Here is a 22,781-nt window from a genome sequence, read left to right on the forward strand (position 1 = left end):
CCAACGGCCCAGGTCAGCGCATCGACACGACGGCGATTGGCACCGGACCCAGGACCTTGGCGGACCGTCAGCGCAAGCGCTGCACCGACGATCGAACGGAGGTCGGGCGGGAAACCGAAGGCCTAGTCACGTGCGAGGTGGCACCGGACGCCGCTGCTGGCCCCACCGGGACGTCCCCGAGCCGAGTCCAGGTGCCGCAGCGCTGCGAGCCGAACATCGCGTCCGTGGACAACACGTCAACGACGGGGGAGGTGACCGCGTAATCGTTCGCCTCGATCGCGCTGAGCTCACCACTGAAGTCGCTGTCGCGCTCCCAATAGCACTCGGAGCCGCCCAGGGCTTGGTAGCGACCGGGCGCCATGTCGTACCCGACGCGGTACTGGCCGTCTGCCACGGGCACCAGGTGGACGGGATCAGTCGCCCGGGCTTCCACCCAGGTGCCGCAGCCGTCGGTCGCGAAGCCCGCGTCGCTGGCCGCTACGTGCACGTAGAGAGGCGCCATGCTGGAGCCCAGAAAGTTCGCGATGATGGCGCTCGTGCTGCCGCTGAAGTCGCTGTCCCGTTCCCAGTAGCAGCCGGACGCGGGCGCCGACCCCTTGTACAGCAGCGGCGGGGCCTGCGTGGGCACGACGTAGGCGCCGCTGCCCGCGAGCGTCTTTCGCGGTCCCTCCGAGCGGCGCACCGACAGGGTGTCGACCTTGTCCCCGTTCCAGTCGCCAACGTAGACCGAGTCCGAAGCGCTGCCGTAGCCCTCGACGACATCAGTCGCGCCACCACCCACACGATTCGTCAGGTAGTACGTCGAGCCACGACGCACACCAAGGGTGTCCTTGCGGTCGCCGTTCCAGTCCCCGTCGATGACGACATCGGTTGCGCTCCCGAACCGGCCCACAACCTGGGCCATGCCGCCCTGCGTGTTCGTGAAGTAGTACGTGTTGCCTCGACGCACTGCGAGCGTGTCCTTGCCATCGCCGTTCCAGTCGCCCACGAACGTGACGTCCGCGCCGGAACCGTACATGAAGACACGGTTGGCGTACCCGCCTCGCGGGTTGTCCGTCAGGTAGTACATGTTGCCGCGACGCACGCCCAGGGTGTCCTTGCCGTCGCCGTTCCAGTCGCCAACCAGAACGGCGTCACTTGCTGCACCGAAGACGAAGGAGTAGGACGCAGCTCCGCCGGTGGGCGAGTTGGTCACGTAGTAGGTGTTCCCCCGCCGAACCGCCAGGGTGTCCTTGCCGTCACCGTCCCAGTCACCGACCAGGACTTGGTCCGTCGCAGATCCGAACTGGGCGTAGTAGCCAACACCGCCACCCGTCCGGCTCTGCTCGTAATACCAGTTGCCGCTCGACGCCCAGGCGCTGCCCGCCGTCGCAACAGTGCACATGGACACGACTAAGGCGCCAAGAGTCCGAAAGCCCCCGCGAGTCAGGTGCATGTCTCCCCCAATGTCCTGGCCGTACCGTTGCTGGCCCGCGCCGAGCGCCACGATAGCCGTCTTGCGACCGTGAGTGAGACGGTTTCAGGACCGGACTTTACTGACGACGTGTCGGAGCACCCCGGGGCGCTGTATCTCAGCCGCGGCGCTGTGGGACCACTGGCTCGCAGCGAGCACGGGCACGGGCCGCTACGCCTGGCCGATGTCCCGCAGGAGACCGGCGAACCAGTCGACCGAGGGGTCGAAGGCCTTGCCGCCGCGGATCCGCTCGAACTCGATGGCGCGCAGCTCGTCGCCACGTTCCTCGTCCTGCCCCACGACACCGGCCCGGCCGCGCAGGGCGGCGTCCACGGCATACGTCGTGCACTGCCGGATGAGGTCGAGGTCGGCGCGGTTGGGCGCGGCGGAGCGGGCGAAGTAGCCGCTCTTCTGGACCAGCACCTTGTCGGCGCCGAGCTGCTCGGCGAACTGCTTGGCGAACCACGCACCAGGGTTGATCTTGTCGAGCTGCACGTGGCCGAACGGGTCCCGCGGCACGGCCTCCCCCGCCTGCTCCATCGACGCGACGATCTCGGAGACGCCGGCCCCCTCGGAGAGGAAGAGGTTCACCCCGTCCGACTCGTCCATGACCGCGCGCAGCCGGGCCGCCTCCTCGGCGATGTCGAACGGCCGCTCGGGGACGTAGACCCCGTGGACGTCCCACCGCTCGGGCGAGTTCTCCAGCCAGTTCGCGAACTCCGCACCCCGGACCCAGCGGTGGTGCTCCAGTGCGGTCGCTGCGGTGAGCCAGCCACAGTTGCGCCCCATCACCTCGTGGACGACGAGCATCCGGGGGTTGGAGGAGTGCTCCGCGACGATGTTCCGCGCGTAGATCGCGCCCTGCTCGGCCGCGGTCCAGGCCCCGAGCGACTGGCGGATCGGGACGACGTCGTTGTCGATCGTCTTCGGCAGGCCGACGACCGTGAGGGTGTGGCCGTGCTCTCGCAGGTAGGCCGCCAGGTCGGCGGCGGTGCCGTTCGTGTCGTCCCCGCCGATGGTGTGCAGCACGTCGACGCCGTCGGCGGTGAGCTGCTCGGCCGCGACCTGGAGCGGGTCCTGGCCCTCCTTGACCAGGCCGCGCCGGACGCAGTCCTCGACGTTGGTCAGCTTGACCCGGCTGTTGCCGATCGGGCTGCCCCCGAACGCGTGCAGCCGGTGCGCAGCCTTGCGGACGTCGTCGGTGACCTCGACCGAGTCGCCGGTCAGCAGGCCGGCATACCCGTTGCGGTAGGCCAGGATCCGCACGTCCGGCGCCACCTCGGTGTAGCGCTCGATGAGGCCGCCCACGGCGGAGGACAGGCAGGGAGCGAGGCCACCCGCGGTCAGCATGGCGACAGTGCGCACGTCGGTCATGCCCTCACTCTGCCAACTCGCCACCCGGACGACCAGACCGGGTCCCAGCGGCCGGGGAGCCTCAGCCGATGGAGATCACGGCGCCCGGACGCTCCCAGCGGAACACCGCCAGCAGCGCGGACGTCGGCAGCGAGATGCAGCCGGCCGTGCCCCGGCCCTTGTCGACGTGGAGGAAGATCGCCGACCCGCGTCCGGGTGTGCGCACCTCGTTGTAGCCGACGACCTGGGCGTAGTTGTAGGCCGGGGTCTGGAGCAGCGGCTCGGCCGAGGACCACCGGCCGTCCGCCGGCGTGCGCTGGTGGGTGTTGTAGAGGCTGGAGGCGGGGTCGTCGACCCAGACGTCGTGGGCGTCGACCCGGAACCAGCCCTGGGCCAGGCCCGGGTTGCCGTATGCCCCGAAGCCGCCACGCAGGGGGAAGGTGCCGGCGGGCGTCCTGAGGTCGCCCTCCCGCTTGGACCAGGAGACGCCGTTCAGCCCGACGTGGCCGTAGTACGGCCCGAGCTCCAGCCGGTACGCGCCCGAGACCCGGCGGCAGGCCCGGACGGTGGCGCTCGAGCCGGAGCCCTTGACGAGGACGACCTGGGTCGCCGTGAGGCCCGAGGGGACGGCGCAGCGCGGGCGCGACGGCGAGCCGGTCGAGGTGGCCGGGCGCCGGGTGCTCGACGACGGCCGCGGGGTGGGTGTGGCCCTCGGTGGCGGGGCGGTGGTGCGGGTCCGTGTCGTGGTGGGCGACCCAGTGGTGGTGGACGGAGTCGCCGTGGTCGTGGTGGAGGCGGCCGGGGCTGTGGTGGTGGCCGCCGTCGTCGAGGGTGTCGTCGCCGACGAGGCGGCCGGCTCACCGCCGCCGCAGCCGGCGAGCGCGACGAGCGCCGCCGCGAGGGCGACGGGGAACGCAGCCGAGGCGGGGCGGCTCATCGGTCGAAGTGCTGGTAGTCGGGCTGGGACCACAGGCCGCCCCAGCGCAGGCCCTGGCCGGTGAACGCGCGGACGGCCGCGCTGCCGCTGGAGGAGAACACGCCCGGCGCGGGACCCCGGCGGTGCAGCCAGTACGCGCCGGGGTAGACGGTGCCGCCGCTGTCGACGTAGGGGTTCTCGAAGTCGTTGACGTCGATCGCCGTGCCGTAGGCGTGCTTGCTGTACACCTTCGAGGCCTCCTCGCCGCCGACGTAGCGGCAGTTGAAGGCGGAGGTGTTGTCGGCCCGCATGGCGGCGTAGTCGTCGGCGCCCGGCCCCTTGGGGTTCCGGCCCCAGCTCGAGTCCATCGGCCGCATCTGGCGGATCCGGAAGCGCAGGTCGTAGAGCCGGGTGAAGGCGGCCGCAGCCGCGTCCGCGATGCTCGCGTTGACCACGACCGCACCCCGGGACCGCTTGCCGTCGAAGCCCCAGAAGTTCACCCGGACGTACCGCAGCTGCGAGCGCCCCACCGGGCAGCCCTGGGTCCAGGAGTAGCCCACCATGCGCGCCCACACGGAGTCCGGCACCGGCCCGACCGTCGCGTTCGCGCCGGCGCCGACGGCCGGTTCGTTGCGCGGGAAGCGGACGGCCGGCTCGGCACCGGCCCTGGGCACGGGCGGCAGCGCCCCCGGGGCGGCAGCCGGTGCCCGGCTGCTCGTGGACGGCCGTGGCGGCGGCGTCGTCCGCGTCGTCGTGGTCGCCGCCGTGGTGGTGGACGTCGTCGGCGGCCTGGTGGTGGAGGTGCCCGGCGCCGGCGAGGACGGGGAGGCCGCCGAAGGCGTCGTCCCCGCGGCGGCGGAGCGGTCGGGGGAACCGCCGCACCCGGCCACGAGGGCCACGGCGAGGCAGACGGGGGCTACGGCATACCGGCGTCGGAAGGGCATCGGGACACCACTGTGCCCCGCCCACCCGGGCCCGGCCAAGCCGGAGGGCGGGGCCCGGCCAAGCCGGAGGGCGGGGTCCGGCCAGGCCGGAGAGTGGGGTCCGGCCTCAGCCGTCGCCGCAGGGGCGGGCCACGGTCGGGGTCACCGGCTTGGGCCGCGGGGGCAGCGGCGGCACGTCCGCGAGCGGGACGAGCGCGGTGTACTTGTTGCCGATCACGAGGTCGACGGAGGCGTCCGTGCGGGCGTCCTTCACCAGCTCCGCGCCGGGCACGTGCTCCTTGAGCAGGGCGGCGTTGAGGTCACCGAGCTCGCCGTAGCGGATGATCGCGGTGCCGAGCTGCAGGGTGCGCAGGGGGTCGTTGGAGACGTCCTTGACCTTGAAGCCGCGGCCCCTGAGCTCGGTGGCGACGACCTTGGCCAGGCCCGTCTTGTACGTCGTGTTGTAGACGTTGACCGGCACCTCGGAGGGGATGGGCTTGAGCCGCGGCGGCAGCGGGACCATGCCCTTGAAGCCCAGCCCGACGACGACGTCGACCGACGTGCCGGGCCGGACGTCCTCGAACAGCTTGGCCCCCGGGACCTGCTGGGCGGCCAGCAGGGCCTGGTCCAGCCCCGCGGGCCCGTAGTGCACGACGGCCGGCTGGGTGACGTACCAGGAGTCGGGGGCGTTGCTGATCCCGCCGACGCGGAACTGCCGCTTGTCGTACCCGGCGGCCACCTCGGCGGCGACGCCGGTGCGGCCGGTGGCGTTGAGGACGTTCACGGTGAACGAGCCGCGCGCCGGCGCGGGCACGACCTGGGGGGTGCACGCCGGCTTCGGCTTGGGGGGCGACATCAGGCCGGCGGAGTATGCCGCGGTGATGCTCGCGGTGCCGAGCAGGACGCCGGGCACGGTGACGAAGAGCAGGATCTGGCGCAGCCGGTGCTTGCGCCACACGTCGGTCGGCGTGCGGTCCTCGTCCGGTGCCAGGCCGTCCCCGTCCGGTACCAGACCGTCCCCGTCGGAGCTGGTGCGGTCCCCGTCCGTCATGTCTCCCCCTGGCTCCCCGGCCGCGCCCTGTGGCCGCCCGCGTCCCTGTGTCGAGTCACAATCGTCACACCTGTCACATGAGTACCGTGTCAAGCGACACGCTACGTCGAGATTTCGTCATCGACCCGTGACGAAGGGCCCGGGTCCCACTCACCGGGCAAACGCCCGGCCTGCCATGCTGTCGGCCCATGCCTGCCCGTCGCCGACCCAGCACCGCGCTCGCCCGCACCGGCCTCGTGGCATTGCTGGCCGGGGCGGTCGCCGCAGCCGTCACCGGCTGTGGCGGCCCCGACGGTCTCCAGGGCCAGGTCGTGGCGGTCGAGAAGGGCCGCACGGGAGCGCCCGTCCCCGGCGGCTGGGTGGCGGTGCTCACCGACGACCAGCTGCGCGGCTACCTGTCCCGCTCGGGCATCGACACGCCGCCGGACGACCAGCTCGCCTTCGTCTCGGGTCGCGTCCTGCACGAGGCCGTGGCGCAGTCCGGAGGGACGCTGGTCGCGGTCGACGACCAGGGCAGGTTCCCCCTGCGCGCCACGGGGCGGCGGGCGCTGTGCCTGCTCGTCTCCGCCGGCCAGGTGGACGTCCTGCGTGGGTGCGCGCTCGCGGACCTGCCGGCCGAGGGCACGCTCAGCGTGGGCGACGGCGACGCCGGGGTCACGGCCTCGGTGCGCCGGTGAGGCTCAGGCCAGGACCGCGAGCTCCTCGGCGACCAGCTCGGCGACCTGCACCATGTTCAGGGCCGCCCCCTTGCGCAGGTTGTCCCCGCAGATGAAGAAGTCCAGGGTGTTCGGGAAGTCCAGGGCCTGACGCAGGCGGCCGGCGAAGCGCGGGTCCGAGCCCACGGTGTCCGACGGCGTCGGGAACTCCAGTGCCTCCGGGTCGTCGAGGACCACGACCGCGGGCGCCTCCACCAGGGCCTGGCGGGCCCGGTCGGCGTCGACCGGCTTGGCGAACGTCGCGTGGACGGCGACCGAGTGCGTCGTGATGACCGGCACGCGCACGCACGTGGCCGAGACCCGCAGCTCGGGCAGCCCGAGGACCTTGCGCGTCTCGCCCCGGATCTTCAGCTCCTCGGTGGTCCAGCCGCCGTCGGCCGGGCGGCCGATCCAGGGCACGACGTTGAGGGCCAGCGGCGCCGGGAAGGGCGAGTCGGTGCCGAGCTCGTGCTCGATGAGCCGGCGGACGTCACCGGGCTGGTGGCCGAGCTCGCGGTGACCGGCGACGACCTCGAGCTCGTCGTAGAGCCGGGCCATGCCGACCCGCCCGGCCCCGGAGGCGGCCTGGTAGGACGCCACGACGAGCTCGGTGAGCTCCCACTCGGCGTGCAGGGCGCTCAGCGCGCCGACCATGGTGAGGGTGGTGGCGCCGGGGTTGGCGATGATGCCCCGGGGTCGCTGGCGGATCTGCGCCGGGTTCACCTCGGGGACCACGAGCGGGATGTCGGGCTCGGCGCGCAGGGCCGAGCTGTTGTCGATGACGACCGCCCCCCGGGCGGCGGCGACCGGGGCCCACTGCGCGGCGACGGGCGCCGGCAGGTCGACGAGGGCGATGTCGACGTCGTCGAAGAACTCCGGCGACAGCTGCTGCACCACGACGTCCCGGCCGATGACGTCGATCACGGCCCCCGCGTCCTCGGGCGCGGCCGCAGCGCGGATCTCACCCCAGATGTCGGCCCGCATCGCGAGCACCTGCCGGGTCACCTGCCCGACTGCACCCGTGGCGCCGACGAGGGCCAGCGTCGGCCGGGTGGACCGGGAGGCGAGGGAGGTCACCGGCCGGTGCCTCCGTAGACCACTGCCTCTCCCTCGGCGGAGTCGAGCCCGAACGCGGTGTGCACGGCGCGCACGGCGTCGTCGAGGACCTCGGCGCGGGTGACGACCGAGATGCGGATCTCGGAGGTGGAGATCATCTCGATGTTGACGCCGGTGTCCGCGAGCGCCTTGAAGAACGTCGCCGAGACGCCGGGGTGGGAGCGCATGCCCGCACCGACCAGCGACAGCTTGCCGATCTGGTCGTCGTACTGGATCGAGGCGAAGCCCACCGACTCCTGGACGCGCTTGAGGGCCTCGACGCCGGTGCGGCCGTCGGTCTTGGGACAGGTGAACGAGATGTCGGTGAGGCCGGTCTCGGTCGCGGAGACGTTCTGCACGATCATGTCGATGTTCATCTGGGCGTCGGCGCAGGTCTGGAAGATCTCTGCGGCCTTGCCGGGGTGGTCGGGCACGCCGACCACGGTGATCTTGGCCTCGCTGCGGTCGTGGGCGACACCGGCGATGATCGGGGCTTCCACGGTGTCTCCTTGGGCTGGGTGGTCGGTGACGATCGTCCCCTCCTTCGCTGAGAAGGAGCTGCGGACGTGGATGGGGATGTCGAAGCGACGGGCGTACTCGACGCTGCGCAGGTGCAGGACCTTGGAGCCGGAGGCCGCGAGCTCGAGCATCTCCTCGGCGGAGATGGTCGTGATCTTGCGGGCGTTCGGGACGATCCGGGGGTCTGCGGTGAAGACGCCGTCGACGTCGGTGTAGATCTCGCAGACGTCCGCACCGAGCGCGGCCGCGAGCGCCACCGCGGTCGTGTCGGTGCCGCCACGCCCGAGCGTGGTGATCTCCTTGGTGTCCTGGCTGACGCCCTGGAAGCCGGCGACGATGACGATGTGGCCCTTCTCGAGCGCGTCGGTCACGCGGCCGGGCGTGACGTCGATGATGCGGGCCTTACCGTGGGTGGAGTCGGTGATGACCCCGGCCTGGCTGCCGGTGAAGGATCGCACCGAGTAGCCGAGGTCGTGGATCGCCATCGCCACGAGTGCCATCGAGATGCGCTCGCCGGCGGTGAGCAGCATGTCCATCTCACGCGGCGGCGGCTGCGGGCTGACCTCGTTCGCGAGGTCGAGGAGCTCGTCGGTGCTGTCGCCCATCGCGGACACGGCGACGCAGACGTCGTTGCCGGCCTTCTTGGCCTCGGCGATCCGTCGGGCCACGCGCTTGATGCTCGCGGCGTCGGCGAGCGAGGAGCCGCCGTACTTCTGGACGACGATCGGCACGGTGGAACTCCCGATGGTGGGGCGGTGGCTGCGGCGCGGACAGTCTAACGGCGGGTCGGCAGGCGAGACGCTGATGCCGTATGCCGGACGGCTGGCCGGGGTGCGCCGCGGGGGCCGGGCGCGGGGCCGTGCCCGCGCCCCGAGGCGTCGCCCCGCGAGCAAGAGGGGGAGATGAGTACGGAAACGGAGGGCAACCGGACGCCCCGCCACTAGCCTGCGCGCATGACCATCGAGGTTCGGGGGGTGCGCCGCGCGTTCGGCGACGTCCTCGCGGTCGACAGCATCGACCTCACCGCTCGCCCGGGTGAGGTCACCGCGCTGATCGGCCCCAACGGTTCCGGCAAGACGACCCTGCTGCTGATGCTGGCGACCCTGCTCGTGCCCGACCAGGGCACCATCCGGGTCGACGGCCTCGACCCGGTCACGCAGGCCGCGCAGGTGCGCGCCCGGATCGGCTGGATGCCCGACGGCTTCGGGACGTGGGACGCGCTCACCGTGCGGGAGGTCCTGCACACCGTCGCGGCGGCGTACCGGATCCCGGCCGACGTGGCGCGGGCGCGGACCGACGAGCTCCTGGCGACGGTGCACCTGGCCGACCTCGCCGACCGTCGGGCGCGGGTGCTGTCGCGGGGGCAGAAGCAGCGGCTCGGCCTGGCCCGCGCGCTGGTCAACGACCCCTCCGTGCTCCTGCTCGACGAGCCCGCCTCGGGCCTGGACCCGCGGAGCCGGATCGAGCTGCGCGACGTCCTGCGCGGGCTCGCCGCCCAGGGACGCACCGTCCTGGTCTCGAGCCACATCCTCACCGAGCTGCAGGAGGTGGCCGACCGCGCCGTCATCGTCGCGCGGGGACGCAGCCTGGAGACCCAGGACGTCGACGGGCACGCGGCGGCCACGCCCGCGGCATACCGGCTCGCCTCCCTGGACCCCGAGCGCCTGGCGGCCTGGCTCACCGACCACCACGTGCCCGCGACCAGGGTGGGCAGCGGCCTGACCGAGGTGCACGTGCTCGGCGAGGAGAACGCCGCCCGGCTGCTCGCCGACCTCGTGCGCGACGGCATCCGGGTGACGGCCTTCACGCCCAGCCAGGGGTCGCTCGAGACCGCCTACCTCGCCGCGACGGAGGACCGACGATGAGCTGGCACGGCATCCGCACGGTCGCGACCCTCGAGCTGCGCCAGCGCACGCGCACGTCCCGGTGGCCGGTCGTGCTCGGCATCTGGTTCGTCGTCATCGCGCTCGTGGCGTTCCTCGCGTACTACGCGACCCGCGACCCCGACCTGCGCTCGGGCCGGGCGATGTACGACGTCGTCGTCTTCTTCGTCCTCGGCCTGGCCATGCTCGTCGTGCCGTCGCTGACCGCCACCTCGGTCAACGGTGACCGTGAGCACGGCGTGCTGGCCACGCTCCAGACGACGCTGCTGACGCACTGGGACCTCGTCCTCGGCAAGCTGCTGGCGGCCTGGGTCGTGTCGATGGCGTTCCTCGCGGCGTCCCTGCCGTTCCTCGCGTGGGCGTGGGCGGTGGGCGGCGTGGCCACCGGCGCGATCCTGCTGTCGCTCCTCGTCCTGGTGCTCGTCCTGGCCGTCATCTGCGCGGTCGGGCTCATGTTCTCGACGCTGACCGCACGGCCGGTGGCCTCGGCGGTGCTCACCTACCTCGCGATGGGGGCGCTGGTCTTCGGGACGGCCATCGGCTTCGGGCTGTCGGTGTTCCTCGTGACCGACGAGGAGCCGCAGCGGGTGCTCGGCGTGCCCGACGGCTGGTGGCAGTCGCACCAGCCGCCCGCCCTCGACCCCTCCGACCCGAACCTCACGCCCGAGCAGCAGAAGCTGCTCCAGGAGGGTCCCCGTCCCACGGCCGCGGACTGCGTGGAGTACACCCGGGTCCAGTCCGTCTCGCACACCGACCGCATCTGGTGGATGCTCCCGCTCAACCCGTTCGTCGTGGTCGCCGACGCTGCTCCGTCCCCCGCGCCGAACCACGCCGGGGCGAATGACGCGTACGTCGGCGGGTTCACGCCGCTGCGCTGGATCGCGGGAGGGGCGCGGATGGCTCGCAACGGCCCGGACGCCGTCGTCGACGAGTGCCGGTTCGCGACGACGAACGCGACGGACGAGGCGTACCGGGACCCGTTCGACGACGCCTTCGACTCCGGTCCGGTGTGGCCGTACGGTCTGGGCTTCCTGCTCCTGCTCGGCGCCGGGGCGACGACGGTGGCGGCGCGCCGGCTGCGGACCCCGGTGCGGCGGCTGCCCAACGGGACGCGGATCGCCTGACCCGGCGAGATCGGTCAGGGGTGCAGGGCGTCGAACTCCGCCTCGGACGCGGCCTCGTCGTCGGCGTCGAGGCGCACGTGCCCGAGGAGCGAGAGCAGTGCGCGCAGGGCCCGGGCGCCGGAGTCACCCCAGGTCGAGAGGTAGCTGAACTGCCACCACCACAGGGCCTCCACCGTGCGCCCGGCCTCGTGGTGCCGCAGGCCGTGGGAGAGGGCGAGGGCGATCTCGGCCACGTCGCCCGACACCGAGCTCCGGGCGATGTCGACGTCGAGGAGCGGGTCGACCACGTGGGCGTAGTCGTCGACGCCGTCGAACAGGTTGGCCAGCCCCACCCGCAGCGGGTCGACGTCGGCGTCCGGCCCCGGGTCGGACTCGAACCGCTCGACCGGCACGACGTCCTCGATGGCACCGAGCCGCGCACCCATGAGCAGGACCTGCGACAGGGCGAGCAGGGTCATGGGCATGGCGGCGTCGGGGGCGCTGCCGGAGGCGACCTCGGTCATCGTGGTGAGGAAGGTCCGGGCCTCGGCGGCACAGTCGTCGGCGAGCACCCGCAGGTCGTCAGACATCGAGCAGCCTCCTGCCCTCGAACGCGCGACCGAGCGTGACCTCGTCGGCGTACTCCAGATCGCCGCCCACCGGCAGCCCCGAGGCGAGCCGGGTGACCTTGAGGCCCATCGGTCGCATCAGGCGGGCGAGGTAGCTCGCGGTCGCCTCGCCCTCGAGGTTGGGGTCGGTGGCGATGATGATCTCGGTGACCTCGTCGGAGGCGAGCCGGGTCATCAGCTCGCGGATGCGCAGGTCGTCGGGGCCGACGCCCTCGATCGGGCTGATGGCGCCGCCGAGCACGTGGTAGCGGCCGCGGAACTCGCGGGTGCGCTCGATCGCGACCACGTCCTTGGGCTCCTCCACAACACAGATCGAGCTGCCGTCACGCCGGGGGTCGGCGCAGATGCGGCACTGCTCGCCTTCGGCCACGTTCCCGCAGGTGGCGCAGAAGCGCACCTTCTCCTTGACCTCGGTCAGTGCGTCGACCAGCCGCTTGACGTCGACCGCGTCGGCCTGGAGCAGGTGGAACGCGATCCGCTGGGCGCTCTTGGGCCCCACACCGGGGAGCCGCCCGAGCTCGTCGATGAGGTCCTGGACCACGCCTTCATACACACGACGAGCCTATGCCCTCGCACCGACGGCGTTGTCCGTCGACCCGCCGGCCGCCAGGACCGGCAGCCCGGCCAGAGCCCGCTGCCTGCCAGCACCGCTGCCTGCTAGGACTCACTGCCAGCCTGGACCCGCTCCCGCAGCCCGGCCGCCAGGCCGGCCACCGTCAGCAGGTCGAGGGCGCCGCCGCCCACCTCACCGACCCACGGGCGCCGGACCCCGCCGAGCCGGAGCCTGAGCTGGACCCGGGTCCCGGCCCCCGCCGGGGCGTCGGTCGGCCGCAGGGCGATGCACCAGGACAACCGGATCGCGCCGCGCCGCGACGTGTGCACGAGGTGGCTGCCCGGGACGAGCTCGGCCACGGTGAACGTGGCGTCGCGGCCGCCCCAGTCGGGGATGACGTCGCCGACGGCGAGCCCGAGGAGTGTCGGGTCGAGGCGGCGCAGGGCCCGTCGTCGCGGCGGCACGAGGCGCTCGAGCCCGCGGGGCAGGTACCAGCCGCCTCGCCGCCGGCCCAGCTGCACGAACCACGGCCAGACCTCCGCCGGTGGCGCGGGCAGGGTGAAGGCGCGGTCCATCACGACGACCGCGTCGGGCACCAGCTCGTCGCCCGGCAGGGGCCCGGCGCGCTCGGCGCGGCGGGGCCGCACGAGCACCTCCTCGAGCCGCCCGCCCATGGCGTCAGCGACCTTCGTCGATGACCCGCCCACCGAGGATGCGCTCGATCACCGGGCGGCCCACGTCGCCGAGCTCCTCGATGTCCTCGTCGTCAGCGCTGACCACGCTGTCGTCGGCCACGCGCCGTGGGGCGTCGACGGGCTGCTCGGCCGCGACCGCGGCCTGGGCTCGGGCGAGGAGGGATCCACCTCCCTGGCCGCCCGACACGGCCGTGGCCGTCGCCGGGCCGGCGCTCGACGGGCCGCTGCTCGACGGGCCCCTGTTCGACGGGCCCCTGTTCGACGGGGCGCTGCCCGACGGTCCGCTGCTCGACGGGCCGGTGCCGGGCTCCGGCCCCGCCCACGACGGACCGCTGTCGGGGGCCGCCGCGGCGCTGGCCCAGCCCCCACCGCCGCTCTCCGGGGGCGGGGCCGCGGGGAGGCCCATGTCGGCCGAGCGCTCGTATGCCGAGCCCGCGTCGCCGCCGGACGGACGGCTGGCAGCCCCGGGGGCAGCCGCCCGGGCCGTGCCCTGCTGCTGGGGCGCAGCCGGGGCGCCGGACGCGTCGTCGTCCTCGTCGTAAGGCCGGCCCGGCGTCACCACGGGGTGCGAGGCGCCGCTGGGGGCGGACGCCGCGGCGTCGGGCACCGGGATCCCCTCGACCCGGGCGTCGACGCCCAGGACGTCGATGAGGGCCTGCCGGACGAGGTCGGCATGGGGACCGCTGCGGAAGGTGTGCGCGATGCCCACGGTGGAGATCGCGAGGACCACCTTGGAGCCGTCGTAGTCGTGGACCGTCGCGTGCTCGGACAGCAGTGTCCAGGTCGTGCGCTTGTGCTTGAAGATCCAGCCGAGGATGTCGGGCCACGCCCGCCGGATCGCGGCCGTGTCGATGCCGCCGTGCGCCGGGGAGGGTGACGGCGGCGCCGCCTGGGGAGCCTGTCCGCCCAGCGGGTGGCCGGCCGGCCCACCGCCCTGCGCCGGGGCACCGGCCTCCGTCGCCGCAGGCGCCGCAGGAGCCGCCGAGGCCGCGGGCGGCGGCCCGGCCTGGGCAGGCAGGTCGGTCGGCCCGGTCGACCGCTCGGCGTCGGTCCGTGCCGGCGTGGGGGCGGTCGACCGGGGCGTGCCCTGGTGGTCCGCAGCCGGAGCCGCCTCCTCGGCGGCCGGACGGCCGGGGGCCGAGGTCGCAGCGGCGTCGGCGACCGGTGCAGGGGCAGAGGGAGCCGGCGGCGCCGCTGAAGCGGGCGAAGGTCCGGCGGGGGAAGGTCCGGTGGGGGCTGGTCCGGAGGCGGCCGCCGGCATCGGCACCGTGGCGATCGGTGCGCCGGGCGACCGCGTGACGGAGGGGACGCCCTCGACGTCGAGGCGGCGCTCGAGCCGGTCCAGCCGCGCGGCATACCCGCTCTCGCCCGAGGCGGCCGGCAGCAGCACCCGCGCGCAGATGAGCTCGAGCTGCAGCCGCGGCGCGGTGGCGCCGGTCATCTCGGTGAGGCCGGCGTTGACGATGTCGGCGGCACGCGACAGGGCACCGCCGCCGAAGGCGGCCGCCTGCTGGCGCATCCGCTCGAGCTGGTCCTCGGGCAGGCCTCGCAGCACGGAGGAGGCGCCGTCGGGCACCGCCGCGACGACGATGAGGTCGCGCAGCCGCTCGAGGAGGTCCTCGACGAAGCGGCGCGGGTCGAGACCGGTCTCGATGACCCGGTCGACCTGGTGGAACACTCCGGCCGCGTCACCGGCGGCGAAGGCGTCGACGATGGCGTCGAGCAGCTCGGTGTCGGTGAACCCGAGCAGCGAGGCGGCACCCTCGTACGTCAGCCCCTCGTCACCGGACCCGGCGATGAGCTGGTCGAGCACGGACAGCGAGTCACGGACCGACCCGCCACCCGCCCGGGTGACGAAGGACAGCACCCCCGGCGCGACGGCCACGCCCTCCTGCTCGCACAGCCGCGCCATGTAGTCGGTGAGCTGGCCGGGCGGCACGAGCCGGAACGGGTAGTGGTGGGTGCGCGAGCGGATCGTGCCGATGACCTTCTCGGGCTCGGTCGTCGCGAAGACGAACTTCACGTGCTCCGGCGGCTCCTCGACGATCTTGAGCAGCGCGTTGAAGCCCTGCGGCGTCACCATGTGCGCCTCGTCGATGATGTAGATCTTGAACCGGCTCTGCGCCGGGCCGTACGACGCACGCTCGCGCAGGTCGCGGGCGTCGTCGACGCCACCGTGGCTGGCCGCGTCGATCTCGATGACGTCGACGCTGCCGGAGCCGCCGCGGGCCAGGGCCACACACGAGTCGCAGGTGCCGCAGGGGGTGGGCGTCGGGCCCTGCTCGCAGTTGAGGCAGCGGGCGAGGATGCGCGCGCTCGTCGTCTTGCCGCAGCCGCGGGGGCCGGAGAAGAGGTAGGCGTGGTTGACGCGCCCCGTGCGCAGGGCCTGCATGAGCGGCTCGGTGACGTGCTCCTGCCCGATGACGTCGGCGAAGGTCTCGGGCCGGTAGCGGCGGTACAGGGCGGTGCTCACCCCGGAAACCCTAGTCGGCCGTCCCGACACGGCACAGGCGCTCTCGCGGCCACGGGCGACCCGTCCCGGGGAACGGCCCGGGGACTGGCCCGGGGACGGCACCGAGCCCGGGACGGGGCGCCCGCAGCACCCGGGCGCAGACTCCGGTGCCACACTGTGCGGCGACGAGGGAGGCCGATGTTCGGACGACGCAGCCAGGGCGCGGGTGCGGCCCCGCCGAGCCCTGCGACCCCCGTCCACCTCGAGGCCACCGGGGTCGGCAAGGACATCGACGGTGCGGTGCTGCTGACCCCCACCAGCGTCTGGGTCCGCTCGGGCGAGTGCGTCGTGCTCCGGGGCGCCAACGGCAGCGGCAAGACCACCCTCCTGCGGGTCCTCTCGGGTGCGCTCGAGCCCTCGACCGGCGAGGCTCGCCTCGACGGCGCGCCGCTCGACGAGCGCGACCCGCGCACCCGCTCGGCCGTGGCCGCGCTCATCGGCGCCCCCACGGCATACCGCGACCTCACCGTCGTCGACCACCTCGTCCTCGTCGACTCCACGTGGGGTGGCGCGATCGACACCGCCGACGAGCGCGCCGACGAGCTGCTCACGACCCTCGAGATCGACCACCTCACCGAGCGGTTCCCGCACGAGCTGTCCTCCGGGCAGCAGCAGCTGTTCCACCTCGCGCTCGTCCTGTTCCGCCCGGCCACCGTCCTCGTGCTCGACGAGCCGGAGCAGCGGCTCGACACCCACAAGCGCGAGCTGCTCACGGCGATCCTGCAGGCGCGCAAGGCAGCCGGGACCGCGCTCGTCGTCGCCTGCCACGACCCGGTCATGACCGAGGCCCTCGCCGACCGCGTGGTCGACGTCACCGGTGCGTGAGCTCGTGGACGAGCAGGCGGTGGACGGGCAGGCGGTGGACGGGCAGGCGGTCGGCGCCCCCGAGGCGGACGACCGCCTGCGCACCGACGCCGAACGGCTCGAGCAGGCCCGGGGTGTCGTCCGCGGCGAGCGGCCGGCCGAGGGCAACGGCAACGTCGTGTATGCCGCGTACGTCGCCATCATCGCCTCGCTCACCTACGGCGTCCCCGCCGCCCGCGCGTTCTTCCTCTTCGTCGACCCCGCCTGGGTCTCGCGCCACCTGACCGGGGTGCAGGGGGTGCTCGTGGTCGGCGGCGTGGTGCTCGGACTGGTGCTGCTCGCGTACCGGCTCGGGTCGCTGCGCGGACCGGTGGTGCCCGACCTGCCCTACCTCGACCACGTCGCCACCAGCCCCCTCGACCGCGCGCTCGTGCTGCGGCGCTGGTGGCGGCTGAGCCTGTTCGCCTGCCTCCTCGGCGGCCTGCTCGCGGGTGCGGTCACCGGCACCGGCATGCTCGTCGCCGCCGTCGCCGCGCCGCTGGTGCTCCTGCCGACCAGCGTCGGAGGTCTCCTCGTCGGTACCGCCGTCGCCGGGGCGTGGCTGTGGGGCCAGGTGCGGTCCTGGCCCACGGGCAGCCGGGGAGCCTCGACCGTGCTGCGCGAGCGTCGCTCGCTGCGCGCCCTGCACCACGTCTCCCTGCGGACCCAGTCGGCGCGGGCGGTGACGATGGGCGGCGCCGTCCTCGCCGGGGACCTGCGCGCGGCACGGCTCGACGTCGCGGCGCCGGGCACCCGCCTGCGCCGGACCCGGCTGCGGGCCCGGGGACCGCTGGCCGTCATGGCCGAGCGCGACCTTCTGGGCCTGCGCCGGTCGCCCGGGGTGCTGGTGAGCGGGCTCGTCCTCACCGGCGGCGGGTCCTGGGCCCTCGCCCACGCGACCGCCCCCGGGGTGCCGAGCATGGTCGCCTTCGTCGGGGTCCTCGCCTGCTACCTCGGCTACGGCGCCTGGTGCGAGGGCCTGCGCCTGCAGGGCGACAACGCGGGGACGCCGGCGCTCGTCGGCCTGCCGTTCCGCGTCGAGGCGCTCGCCCACCTCGTGACCCCGTCGGTCCTGTACGCCATGACCGCCGTCGCCCTGGGCCTCACCGCGTCGGCGACCTCGAGCGCCGGCGCCGTGGCCGTGTGGTGGCCGCTGGCGATGGTGCCGCTGCTGGCCGGGTGCCAGCTGCTGGCGGCGTTCCGCGGACTGCCACCGTCCGCGCTGTTCTCGCCCGGGTCGGCGGTGTTCACGGTGATGTTCTGGTACTCCCGGCCGCTGCTGCTCGCCCTCGTCGCCGGGACGGCCGCCACGGCGGTGCTCACCCGGGCGGGCGTCGGGAACGCGGTGCCGGTGCTGGCCCTTGCCGCGTATGCCGCGGTGCTCTTCGGGCGCCGGCGCGTCCGGCTGCTCGACGAGGCCCACCGCGTCTGAGGGCGGGGCGCGGACAGGCCTCCGCAGCACCCGCGCGGGCGACCGGTCCCGGACACAGGGACACCCCGCGTACCTGGAAGAGCTCTCCTACCCTTGCTGCATTCCTGCCCTGGGGGAGTTCGGGGAGGTACCACCACGCGGGGTGCCACGACGAAGTGTAGACGGCCGTCCGGGGCGACGACGAATCCCCTCAGCGACCGGGGACGACGAAGGGTCCGGCCACGTCCCGCAGGACCGAGGCGGCCACCGCCACGACGACGATCGAGGCGACGAGCAGCACCAGCCCCTCCCACCCCGTGAGGCGCCGCCTCCTCGACCCGCCCCTCAGGTCCCGCACGCGGGGCGGGCCTCCCGGCAACAGCAGCTCGACCACGGCATACGCCACCGCCCCCAGGCCCAGCGGCACCCCCAGCAGCCAGAACCAGAACCAGCGCGTGCCCCGGGCGGGTCGCGTGTTGCCCACCACCAGGAGCAGGCCGAGGGCGAACGCCGCGAGGCCCCATGGCGCCCCGCGGTCCTCCGGCGACGGGCGGAACGAGGCCGGGGTCGCCTGGACGACGCCGGCCTCCTGGAGGTCGGCGAGCAGCGCGGACGGGTCCCCGCCGGGCAGGGCGCCGGCGAAGCGCACCGGGGCGAGGTCGCCGTCGACCCAGTAGACGACCGCCTCGAAGGGCCGTCCGTCCCAAGTGGCGGGAAGGCCGTCGGACTCCCGCTGCGCCAGCGTCCCGTAGTTCCAGGAGCCGACGCCGCTCGGCGGCCACGGCCGGTGGGGGTGCAGCTCGGTGGCCAGCCGCCAGGTGCGGATCCGGCCCGCCTCGAGGTCGGAGTGGAACTGCTCGTCGGTGACGAAGCGGGCCGCCGACAGCCAGCTGAGGACCGCCCACACGGCCCACAGCCCGAGGACGGCCGCGCCCAGGACCCGAAGCCCGGTGGGACGGCTCACGCCGAAGACCTTCGCGGCCGGCTGGCGCGGTGACGCGTCGTCCGCGGCCCGGGCCGTCCCGGTCTCCCCCTCGAGCATGGACGCAGTGTGGCACCACGTGGAGCCTGCGAGGGCTGCATCGGCGGCGATTTCTGGCAGAGGCTGGTCCTCCGGTAGCCTCCTCCGCGGAGGATTCGCATAGTGGCCTAGTGCGCACGATTGGAAATCGTGTTGGGATAAAACCCTCGGGGGTTCAAATCCCCCATCCTCCGCCACACGAAAGAGCGGCACCCTGAGCTTGCGATGGGTGCCGCTCTTTCGTGTCTGTGAGGTCTCGCGGAACCGTCGCTCGCGAGGAACGAGCGAGCGACGGTTCCCCATCCTCCGCCAACGACAGAAGGACCCCACACGCTTTTCCGTGGGGTCCTTCTGTCGTTCCTCAGCGCCTGCCGGTCAAGAGGACTGGGATCCGGCTGCCGTGGCGGGAGTCGAGTCGTTCCCCGCCAGGTCGGCGAGTGCCGCGGCGACCGACCCCTGGTGCGCGTCGAGCGCCGCCCTGGCCTCCTCCACACCGGACCCCGCGAGCATCGTCAGCAGCGCGGGCTTGAGCTCGCCGTCGGCCGCCTCCAGCGCCGCCCGGGCCGGTGCCTCGTCGGCCCCGGTGGCCTCCTGCAGGATCCGGACGACCCTCCCACGCAGCTTGGCGTTGGTCGCGACGAGGTCGACCATGAGGTTCGACCACGTGCGCCCGAGCCGGACCATCACGGCCGTCGAGAACGCGTTGAGCACCATCTTCTGCGCGGTGCCGGCCTTGAGCCGGGTCGACCCGGTGAGCACCTCGGGACCGGTGTCGGCGGCGATGAGGTGGTCGACGAGGGGGGCGAGCTCGGCGTCGGGGTTGGCAGTGACCAGGGCCGTGACGGCCCCGGCCTCGCGGGCGCGTCGCAGCGCTCCTCCCACGTACGGCGTGCGACCGGACGCGGCGAGACCGATGACCACGTCCCCCGCGCCCACCTCGGCGGCGTCGGCGGCCCCCTGGTCGGCGTCGTCCTCGACGTTCTCGACCGCGCGTAGCAATGCCGTCGGACCGCCGGCGTGGTGGGCGACGAACAGCCCGTCCGGCACGTTGAACGTCGGGAGCAGCTCGGCGGCGTCGAGCACGGCCAGCCGGCCCGAGGTGCCTGCGCCGAAGTAGTGCACGGTCCCGCCGCCGCGGATCGCGTCCACGGTGCGGTCCACCAGCCGGGCCAGCTCCGGCAGCGTGCGCTCGACCGCCGGGGCCACGAGGGCGTCGTCGGCGTTGATGAGGCGAAGCACCTCGAGGGTCGGCTGGGTGTCGATCGCTGCGGTGCGGGGGTGGCGCCGCTCGGTCGGAGCGCTCACGCTCACGTCAGGGGACATACGCGGAGGTTACTTTTCTACAATTTTGGCGTCAACGACGTGAACAAGTAACGCGCCCGGTTGCCTCCGGTTGCCCGCGGTGGCCGCTGCTTCACTCCGCGAGGTGGTGCCCCGCCACGGCCGCCCGGGTCTCCTTGACCGCCTTGCGTGCCCGGGTCAGGTGCCTCTGGGCCACCGCGATGTAGAGGCAGTCGACGACCGTGAGGGCGGCGATCCGGCTGGCCGTGGCCCCGGAGCGCAGGCTGGTCTCGCGGGCAGCCGTCGTGAGGACGTGGTCGGCCCGGGCGGCGAGCACCGAGAGGGGGAAGTTGGTGATGGCCACCGTCGTGGCCCCCCGGGACCTCGCCGCCTCGAGCGCCTCGATCGTCTCCGAGGTCGTGCCCGAGTGGGAGATCGCGATCGCGACGTCCCCGCGGCCCAGCAGGGTCGCGCTCGTCAGGGCGATGTGGGGGTCGTTCCAGGCGAAGGCGACGACCCCGATCCGGTGCAGCTTCTGCTGCAGGTCGGTGCCCACGATCGCGCTGGCGCCGATGCCGTAGATGTCGACCCGCCCCGCGCCCGCGATCGCCCGCGCGGCAGCCGCCAGGCTCTCGTGGTCGAGCTGTTGCGCCGTCTCCTCCACCGCACTCGCGTCGACGAAGGCGACCTTCGCGATGATGTCCGCGATGGTGTCCTTGGCGCTGATGTCGGTGTCCTGCCGGGTGCTGGTGCGCGGGTGCGCGCTCTCCTCCGCCAGCCGCAGGCGCAGCTGCGGGTAGCCCGGCAGCCCGAGGCGCCGGCAGAACCGCAGCACCGTCGTCTCCGAGGTCGACGCCGCCGAGGCCAGCTCGCTGATCGTCAGCGCGGCCGCCGCCCGGGGGTCGGCCAGGACCTTCTCGGCCACCCGGTCCTCCGCCGGCGAGAGCGAGGGCCGGATGCCGCGCAGCCGGACCAGCAGCGAGGCCTGCGCGGTGCTCCCGGACTGCGCGGTCTTCCCGGACTCGCGGGACGTGTCGGTCGGGGCCATGGGAGAACGCTACGACGCACCGAGGCGGTGCACCTGCACGTCCGCCGACTCGGTGCGCCCCTTCACCGCGCCTGCAGGGTCCAGCCCTCGGCCGTGAAGGCCTCCGGTGACTTCTCGCCGTCGAGCAGGGCACCGGCGCGGGCCTGGACGAGCACGTCGTCGATGTAGGCGCCACGGCCCAGGTAGGAGCCGTCCGTCGTGTAGCGCCACCGCAGGACCTGCGGACCCTCGGCGAGGTCGGCGCGCGCCTGGGCCCACCGCCGGTCCCCGGCCCCGGACACCGTCCCGTCGCTCGACGTCGTGTCACCTCGGTCGCGGACGGTGAACGGCTGCGGAGTCCACGTCTGCCCGCCGTCGACCGACTTCTCCAGCACCAGCCGGTCGGTCTCCTCGGTGTCGAGGAACAGGTCGAACGACAACCGGGCACCGGCCGCCGGGACGTCGAGCGCCGGCGTCGACAAGGTCGTCGTCGCGGCGTTCCTCGCCCCGGAGAACCACGCGGTGTCACCGCGTCGCGGACGGACCCCCAGGGCCTGGCCGAGGCCGCCGGCCCACTCCCGCCGGGCCACGTTGTTGCTCCCCCAGCTCCGCGAGGGGTGGACGCGGTTGGTCAGCAGGATCGCGAACGAGTGCGAGGCGAAGTCGATGACGATCGAGGTGCCGGTGTACCCGGTGTGCCCGGCCGTCCTCGGCCCGGACAGCGAGTCCATGTACCACCGCTGGTCGAGCTCGAACCCGAGGCCGTGCGAGTCGCCGGGGAATGCCTGGTTGACGTTGGTCGTGAGGGCGTCGACGCCCTTGCGGGACAGGATGCGGTGGCCCTGGTAGCTGCCGCCGTTGAGCAGCGCCTGTGACAGCACGGCCAGGTCGTCGACCGTCGAGAACACGCCGGCGTGACCGGCGACGCCGCCCAGCGACCACGCGTTCTCGTCGTGGACCTCGCCCCAGACCATGCCGCGGGCGGGCACGCGCTGGTACTCGGTCGCCGCGGTCCGGGTCCGGTCGGTCGGGTTGTAGCCGGTGTCCCGCATGCCCAGCGGGCCCGTGATCCGCTCCGCGACGACCCGGTCGAGCGACTCCCCGCGCAGCCGCTCGACCATGACGCCGAGGGTGATCATGTTGAGGTCGCTGTAGAGGTACGTGCTGCCCGGCGGGTTGGTCAGCGGCTGGTCCATCACGGCCTTGATCCGCGACGCCTTGTCCGGGTACCTGCTGTACAGCGGCAGCCACGAGGTGAAGCCCGAGGTGTGCGTGAGCAGCTGCTTCACGGTCACGGCCTCCTTGCCGTTCGCCGCGAACTCGGGCAGGTACGTCGCGACGGGCGCCTCGCGGTCGACCTTCCCCTCGTCGATCAGCTGGACGACGGCGATCGAGGTGAACAGCTTGGACACCGACGCCAGGTCGAAGACCGTGTCGTCGCGCATGGGCACCCACTGGTCGCGCGGGAGCTCCTCGGTGTCGGTCTTCCAGCGCAGCGCCCAGCCGCTGGCGTCGCGCTCGACCACCTTCCCGTCGTGGCCCATGAGACCCACGGCACCGGCATACATCGGGTGGCCGCCGGGCGGCGCCTCCTCGTGCCCGCGTATCTGCTGGACCGCGGCGGCGATCGGCGCCGGGTCGAGCCCGACGGACTGCGGCGCGGCGTCGCTCAGCACCGTGTTGGGTGGCATGTACCCCCGAAAGGGCTTGCTGAAGTCGTCGGCAACAGCAGGCGTGGTCGTGATCAGTCCTCCCAGCACGGCGGTGGCTGCGGCGAGCGCCAGCGCCTGTCGGCGGACGGGTCGACGGATGCGCATC

20 protein-coding genes, 1 tRNA gene and 1 other RNA gene are annotated in these 22,781 nt (G+C 73.5%); 6 read left to right on the forward strand and 16 right to left on the reverse strand.

Going from position 1 to position 22,781, the window contains the following annotated elements; translation table 11 throughout:
- Positions 1-67: 67 nt before the first annotated feature.
- From ACYVDO_RS06500 to ACYVDO_RS06520, 5 genes are all read right to left on the reverse strand, one after another.
- Positions 68-1,486, reverse strand: a complete 1,419-nt coding sequence (locus tag ACYVDO_RS06500) for an FG-GAP repeat domain-containing protein (RefSeq protein WP_460933945.1) — start codon at positions 1,484-1,486, stop codon at positions 68-70.
- Between the two features lie 138 nt (positions 1,487-1,624).
- Positions 1,625-2,827, reverse strand: a complete 1,203-nt coding sequence (locus ACYVDO_RS06505; protein WP_460933947.1) for a pyrophosphate--fructose-6-phosphate 1-phosphotransferase — start codon at positions 2,825-2,827, stop codon at positions 1,625-1,627.
- Positions 2,828-2,888: 61 nt separating this feature from the next.
- The gene (locus tag ACYVDO_RS06510) at positions 2,889-3,743 is read right to left on the reverse strand and encodes a L,D-transpeptidase family protein (protein ID WP_460933949.1); all 855 of its coding nucleotides are present in this window, start codon (positions 3,741-3,743) and stop codon (positions 2,889-2,891) included.
- On the reverse strand, positions 3,740-4,666 hold the full coding sequence (locus tag ACYVDO_RS06515) for a M15 family metallopeptidase (RefSeq protein WP_460933951.1): 927 nt from the start codon (positions 4,664-4,666) through the stop codon (positions 3,740-3,742). Before ACYVDO_RS06515 ends, ACYVDO_RS06510 begins: the two co-directional genes overlap by 4 nt.
- A gap of 106 nt (positions 4,667-4,772) precedes the next feature.
- Entirely contained in the window at positions 4,773-5,696 is a 924-nt protein-coding gene (locus tag ACYVDO_RS06520; protein ID WP_460933953.1) for a LytR C-terminal domain-containing protein, read from the reverse strand.
- A gap of 188 nt (positions 5,697-5,884) precedes the next feature.
- On the opposite strand from ACYVDO_RS06520, the gene ACYVDO_RS06525 reads away from it, so the two are divergent.
- Positions 5,885-6,373, forward strand: coding sequence for a hypothetical protein (locus tag ACYVDO_RS06525; RefSeq protein ID WP_460933955.1), 489 nt, complete (start codon positions 5,885-5,887; stop codon positions 6,371-6,373).
- Between the two features lie 3 nt (positions 6,374-6,376).
- Here the strand turns inward: ACYVDO_RS06525 and ACYVDO_RS06530 are convergent, their stop codons facing one another.
- Both ACYVDO_RS06530 and ACYVDO_RS06535 read right to left on the reverse strand, forming a co-directional pair.
- Positions 6,377-7,468 carry an aspartate-semialdehyde dehydrogenase gene (locus tag ACYVDO_RS06530; RefSeq protein ID WP_460933956.1) on the reverse strand — a complete coding sequence of 364 codons (1,092 nt, stop codon included), beginning with the start codon at positions 7,466-7,468 and terminating at the stop codon, positions 6,377-6,379.
- Entirely contained in the window at positions 7,465-8,736 is a 1,272-nt protein-coding gene (locus ACYVDO_RS06535) for an aspartate kinase (RefSeq protein WP_460933958.1), read from the reverse strand. The genes ACYVDO_RS06530 and ACYVDO_RS06535 overlap by 4 nt, the downstream gene beginning before the upstream one ends.
- A 222-nt stretch (positions 8,737-8,958) precedes the next feature.
- Here ACYVDO_RS06535 and ACYVDO_RS06540 point away from each other — a divergent pair, with 222 nt between their 5' ends.
- Positions 8,959-9,870 (forward strand): ABC transporter ATP-binding protein, encoded by a 912-nt coding sequence (locus ACYVDO_RS06540; RefSeq protein WP_460933960.1) that lies wholly within the window; start codon positions 8,959-8,961, stop codon positions 9,868-9,870.
- On the forward strand, positions 9,867-11,012 hold the full coding sequence (locus ACYVDO_RS06545; RefSeq protein WP_460933962.1) for an ABC transporter permease: 1,146 nt from the start codon (positions 9,867-9,869) through the stop codon (positions 11,010-11,012). Before ACYVDO_RS06540 ends, ACYVDO_RS06545 begins: the two co-directional genes overlap by 4 nt.
- Positions 11,013-11,026: 14 nt before the next feature.
- On the opposite strand, the gene ACYVDO_RS06550 is transcribed toward ACYVDO_RS06545, so the two are convergent.
- The 4 genes from ACYVDO_RS06550 to ACYVDO_RS06565 form a co-directional block, all read right to left on the reverse strand.
- Complete coding sequence (locus ACYVDO_RS06550; protein WP_460933964.1) at positions 11,027-11,581, reverse strand: DUF5063 domain-containing protein; 555 nt, start codon at positions 11,579-11,581, stop codon at positions 11,027-11,029.
- The gene (gene recR / locus ACYVDO_RS06555) at positions 11,574-12,173 is read right to left on the reverse strand and encodes a recombination mediator RecR (protein ID WP_460933966.1); all 600 of its coding nucleotides are present in this window, start codon (positions 12,171-12,173) and stop codon (positions 11,574-11,576) included. The genes ACYVDO_RS06550 and recR overlap by 8 nt, the downstream gene beginning before the upstream one ends.
- 104 nt (positions 12,174-12,277) lie before the next feature.
- Positions 12,278-12,847 carry a hypothetical protein gene (locus tag ACYVDO_RS06560; protein ID WP_460933968.1) on the reverse strand — a complete coding sequence of 190 codons (570 nt, stop codon included), beginning with the start codon at positions 12,845-12,847 and terminating at the stop codon, positions 12,278-12,280.
- A gap of 4 nt (positions 12,848-12,851) precedes the next feature.
- Positions 12,852-15,341 (reverse strand): DNA polymerase III subunit gamma and tau, encoded by a 2,490-nt coding sequence (locus ACYVDO_RS06565; RefSeq protein WP_460933970.1) that lies wholly within the window; start codon positions 15,339-15,341, stop codon positions 12,852-12,854.
- A 177-nt stretch (positions 15,342-15,518) separates the two neighbouring features.
- Between ACYVDO_RS06565 and ACYVDO_RS06570 the strand changes: the two genes are divergently transcribed.
- Together ACYVDO_RS06570 and ACYVDO_RS06575 are read left to right on the forward strand one after the other, a co-directional pair.
- Positions 15,519-16,205, forward strand: coding sequence for an ABC transporter ATP-binding protein (locus ACYVDO_RS06570; RefSeq protein WP_460933972.1), 687 nt, complete (start codon positions 15,519-15,521; stop codon positions 16,203-16,205).
- The gene (locus tag ACYVDO_RS06575) at positions 16,198-17,655 is read left to right on the forward strand and encodes a hypothetical protein (protein WP_460933974.1); all 1,458 of its coding nucleotides are present in this window, start codon (positions 16,198-16,200) and stop codon (positions 17,653-17,655) included. Before ACYVDO_RS06570 ends, ACYVDO_RS06575 begins: the two co-directional genes overlap by 8 nt.
- Before the next feature lie 51 nt (positions 17,656-17,706).
- On the opposite strand, the gene ffs is transcribed toward ACYVDO_RS06575, so the two are convergent.
- An RNA gene (ffs, locus tag ACYVDO_RS06580) (signal recognition particle sRNA small type) lies at positions 17,707-17,805 on the reverse strand.
- A 40-nt stretch (positions 17,806-17,845) separates the two neighbouring features.
- A complete protein-coding gene (locus tag ACYVDO_RS06585) occupies positions 17,846-18,676 on the reverse strand; it encodes a hypothetical protein (RefSeq protein ID WP_460933976.1) in 831 nt (276 codons plus the stop codon).
- Between the two features lie 88 nt (positions 18,677-18,764).
- Here ACYVDO_RS06585 and ACYVDO_RS06590 point away from each other — a divergent pair.
- Positions 18,765-18,852: transfer RNA gene (locus ACYVDO_RS06590), tRNA-Ser, on the forward strand.
- Between the two features lie 178 nt (positions 18,853-19,030).
- Here the strand turns inward: ACYVDO_RS06590 and murQ are convergent.
- From murQ to ACYVDO_RS06605, 3 genes are all read right to left on the reverse strand, one after another.
- A complete protein-coding gene (murQ, locus tag ACYVDO_RS06595; RefSeq protein WP_460933978.1) occupies positions 19,031-19,978 on the reverse strand; it encodes an N-acetylmuramic acid 6-phosphate etherase in 948 nt (315 codons plus the stop codon).
- Between the two features lie 91 nt (positions 19,979-20,069).
- The gene (locus tag ACYVDO_RS06600) at positions 20,070-20,984 is read right to left on the reverse strand and encodes a MurR/RpiR family transcriptional regulator (protein ID WP_460933980.1); all 915 of its coding nucleotides are present in this window, start codon (positions 20,982-20,984) and stop codon (positions 20,070-20,072) included.
- A gap of 62 nt (positions 20,985-21,046) precedes the next feature.
- The gene (locus ACYVDO_RS06605) at positions 21,047-22,780 is read right to left on the reverse strand and encodes a serine hydrolase domain-containing protein (protein ID WP_460933982.1); all 1,734 of its coding nucleotides are present in this window, start codon (positions 22,778-22,780) and stop codon (positions 21,047-21,049) included.
- Position 22,781: the final 1 nt, after the last annotated feature.

The sequence above is a fragment of the Phycicoccus ginsengisoli genome, assembly GCF_054779295.1.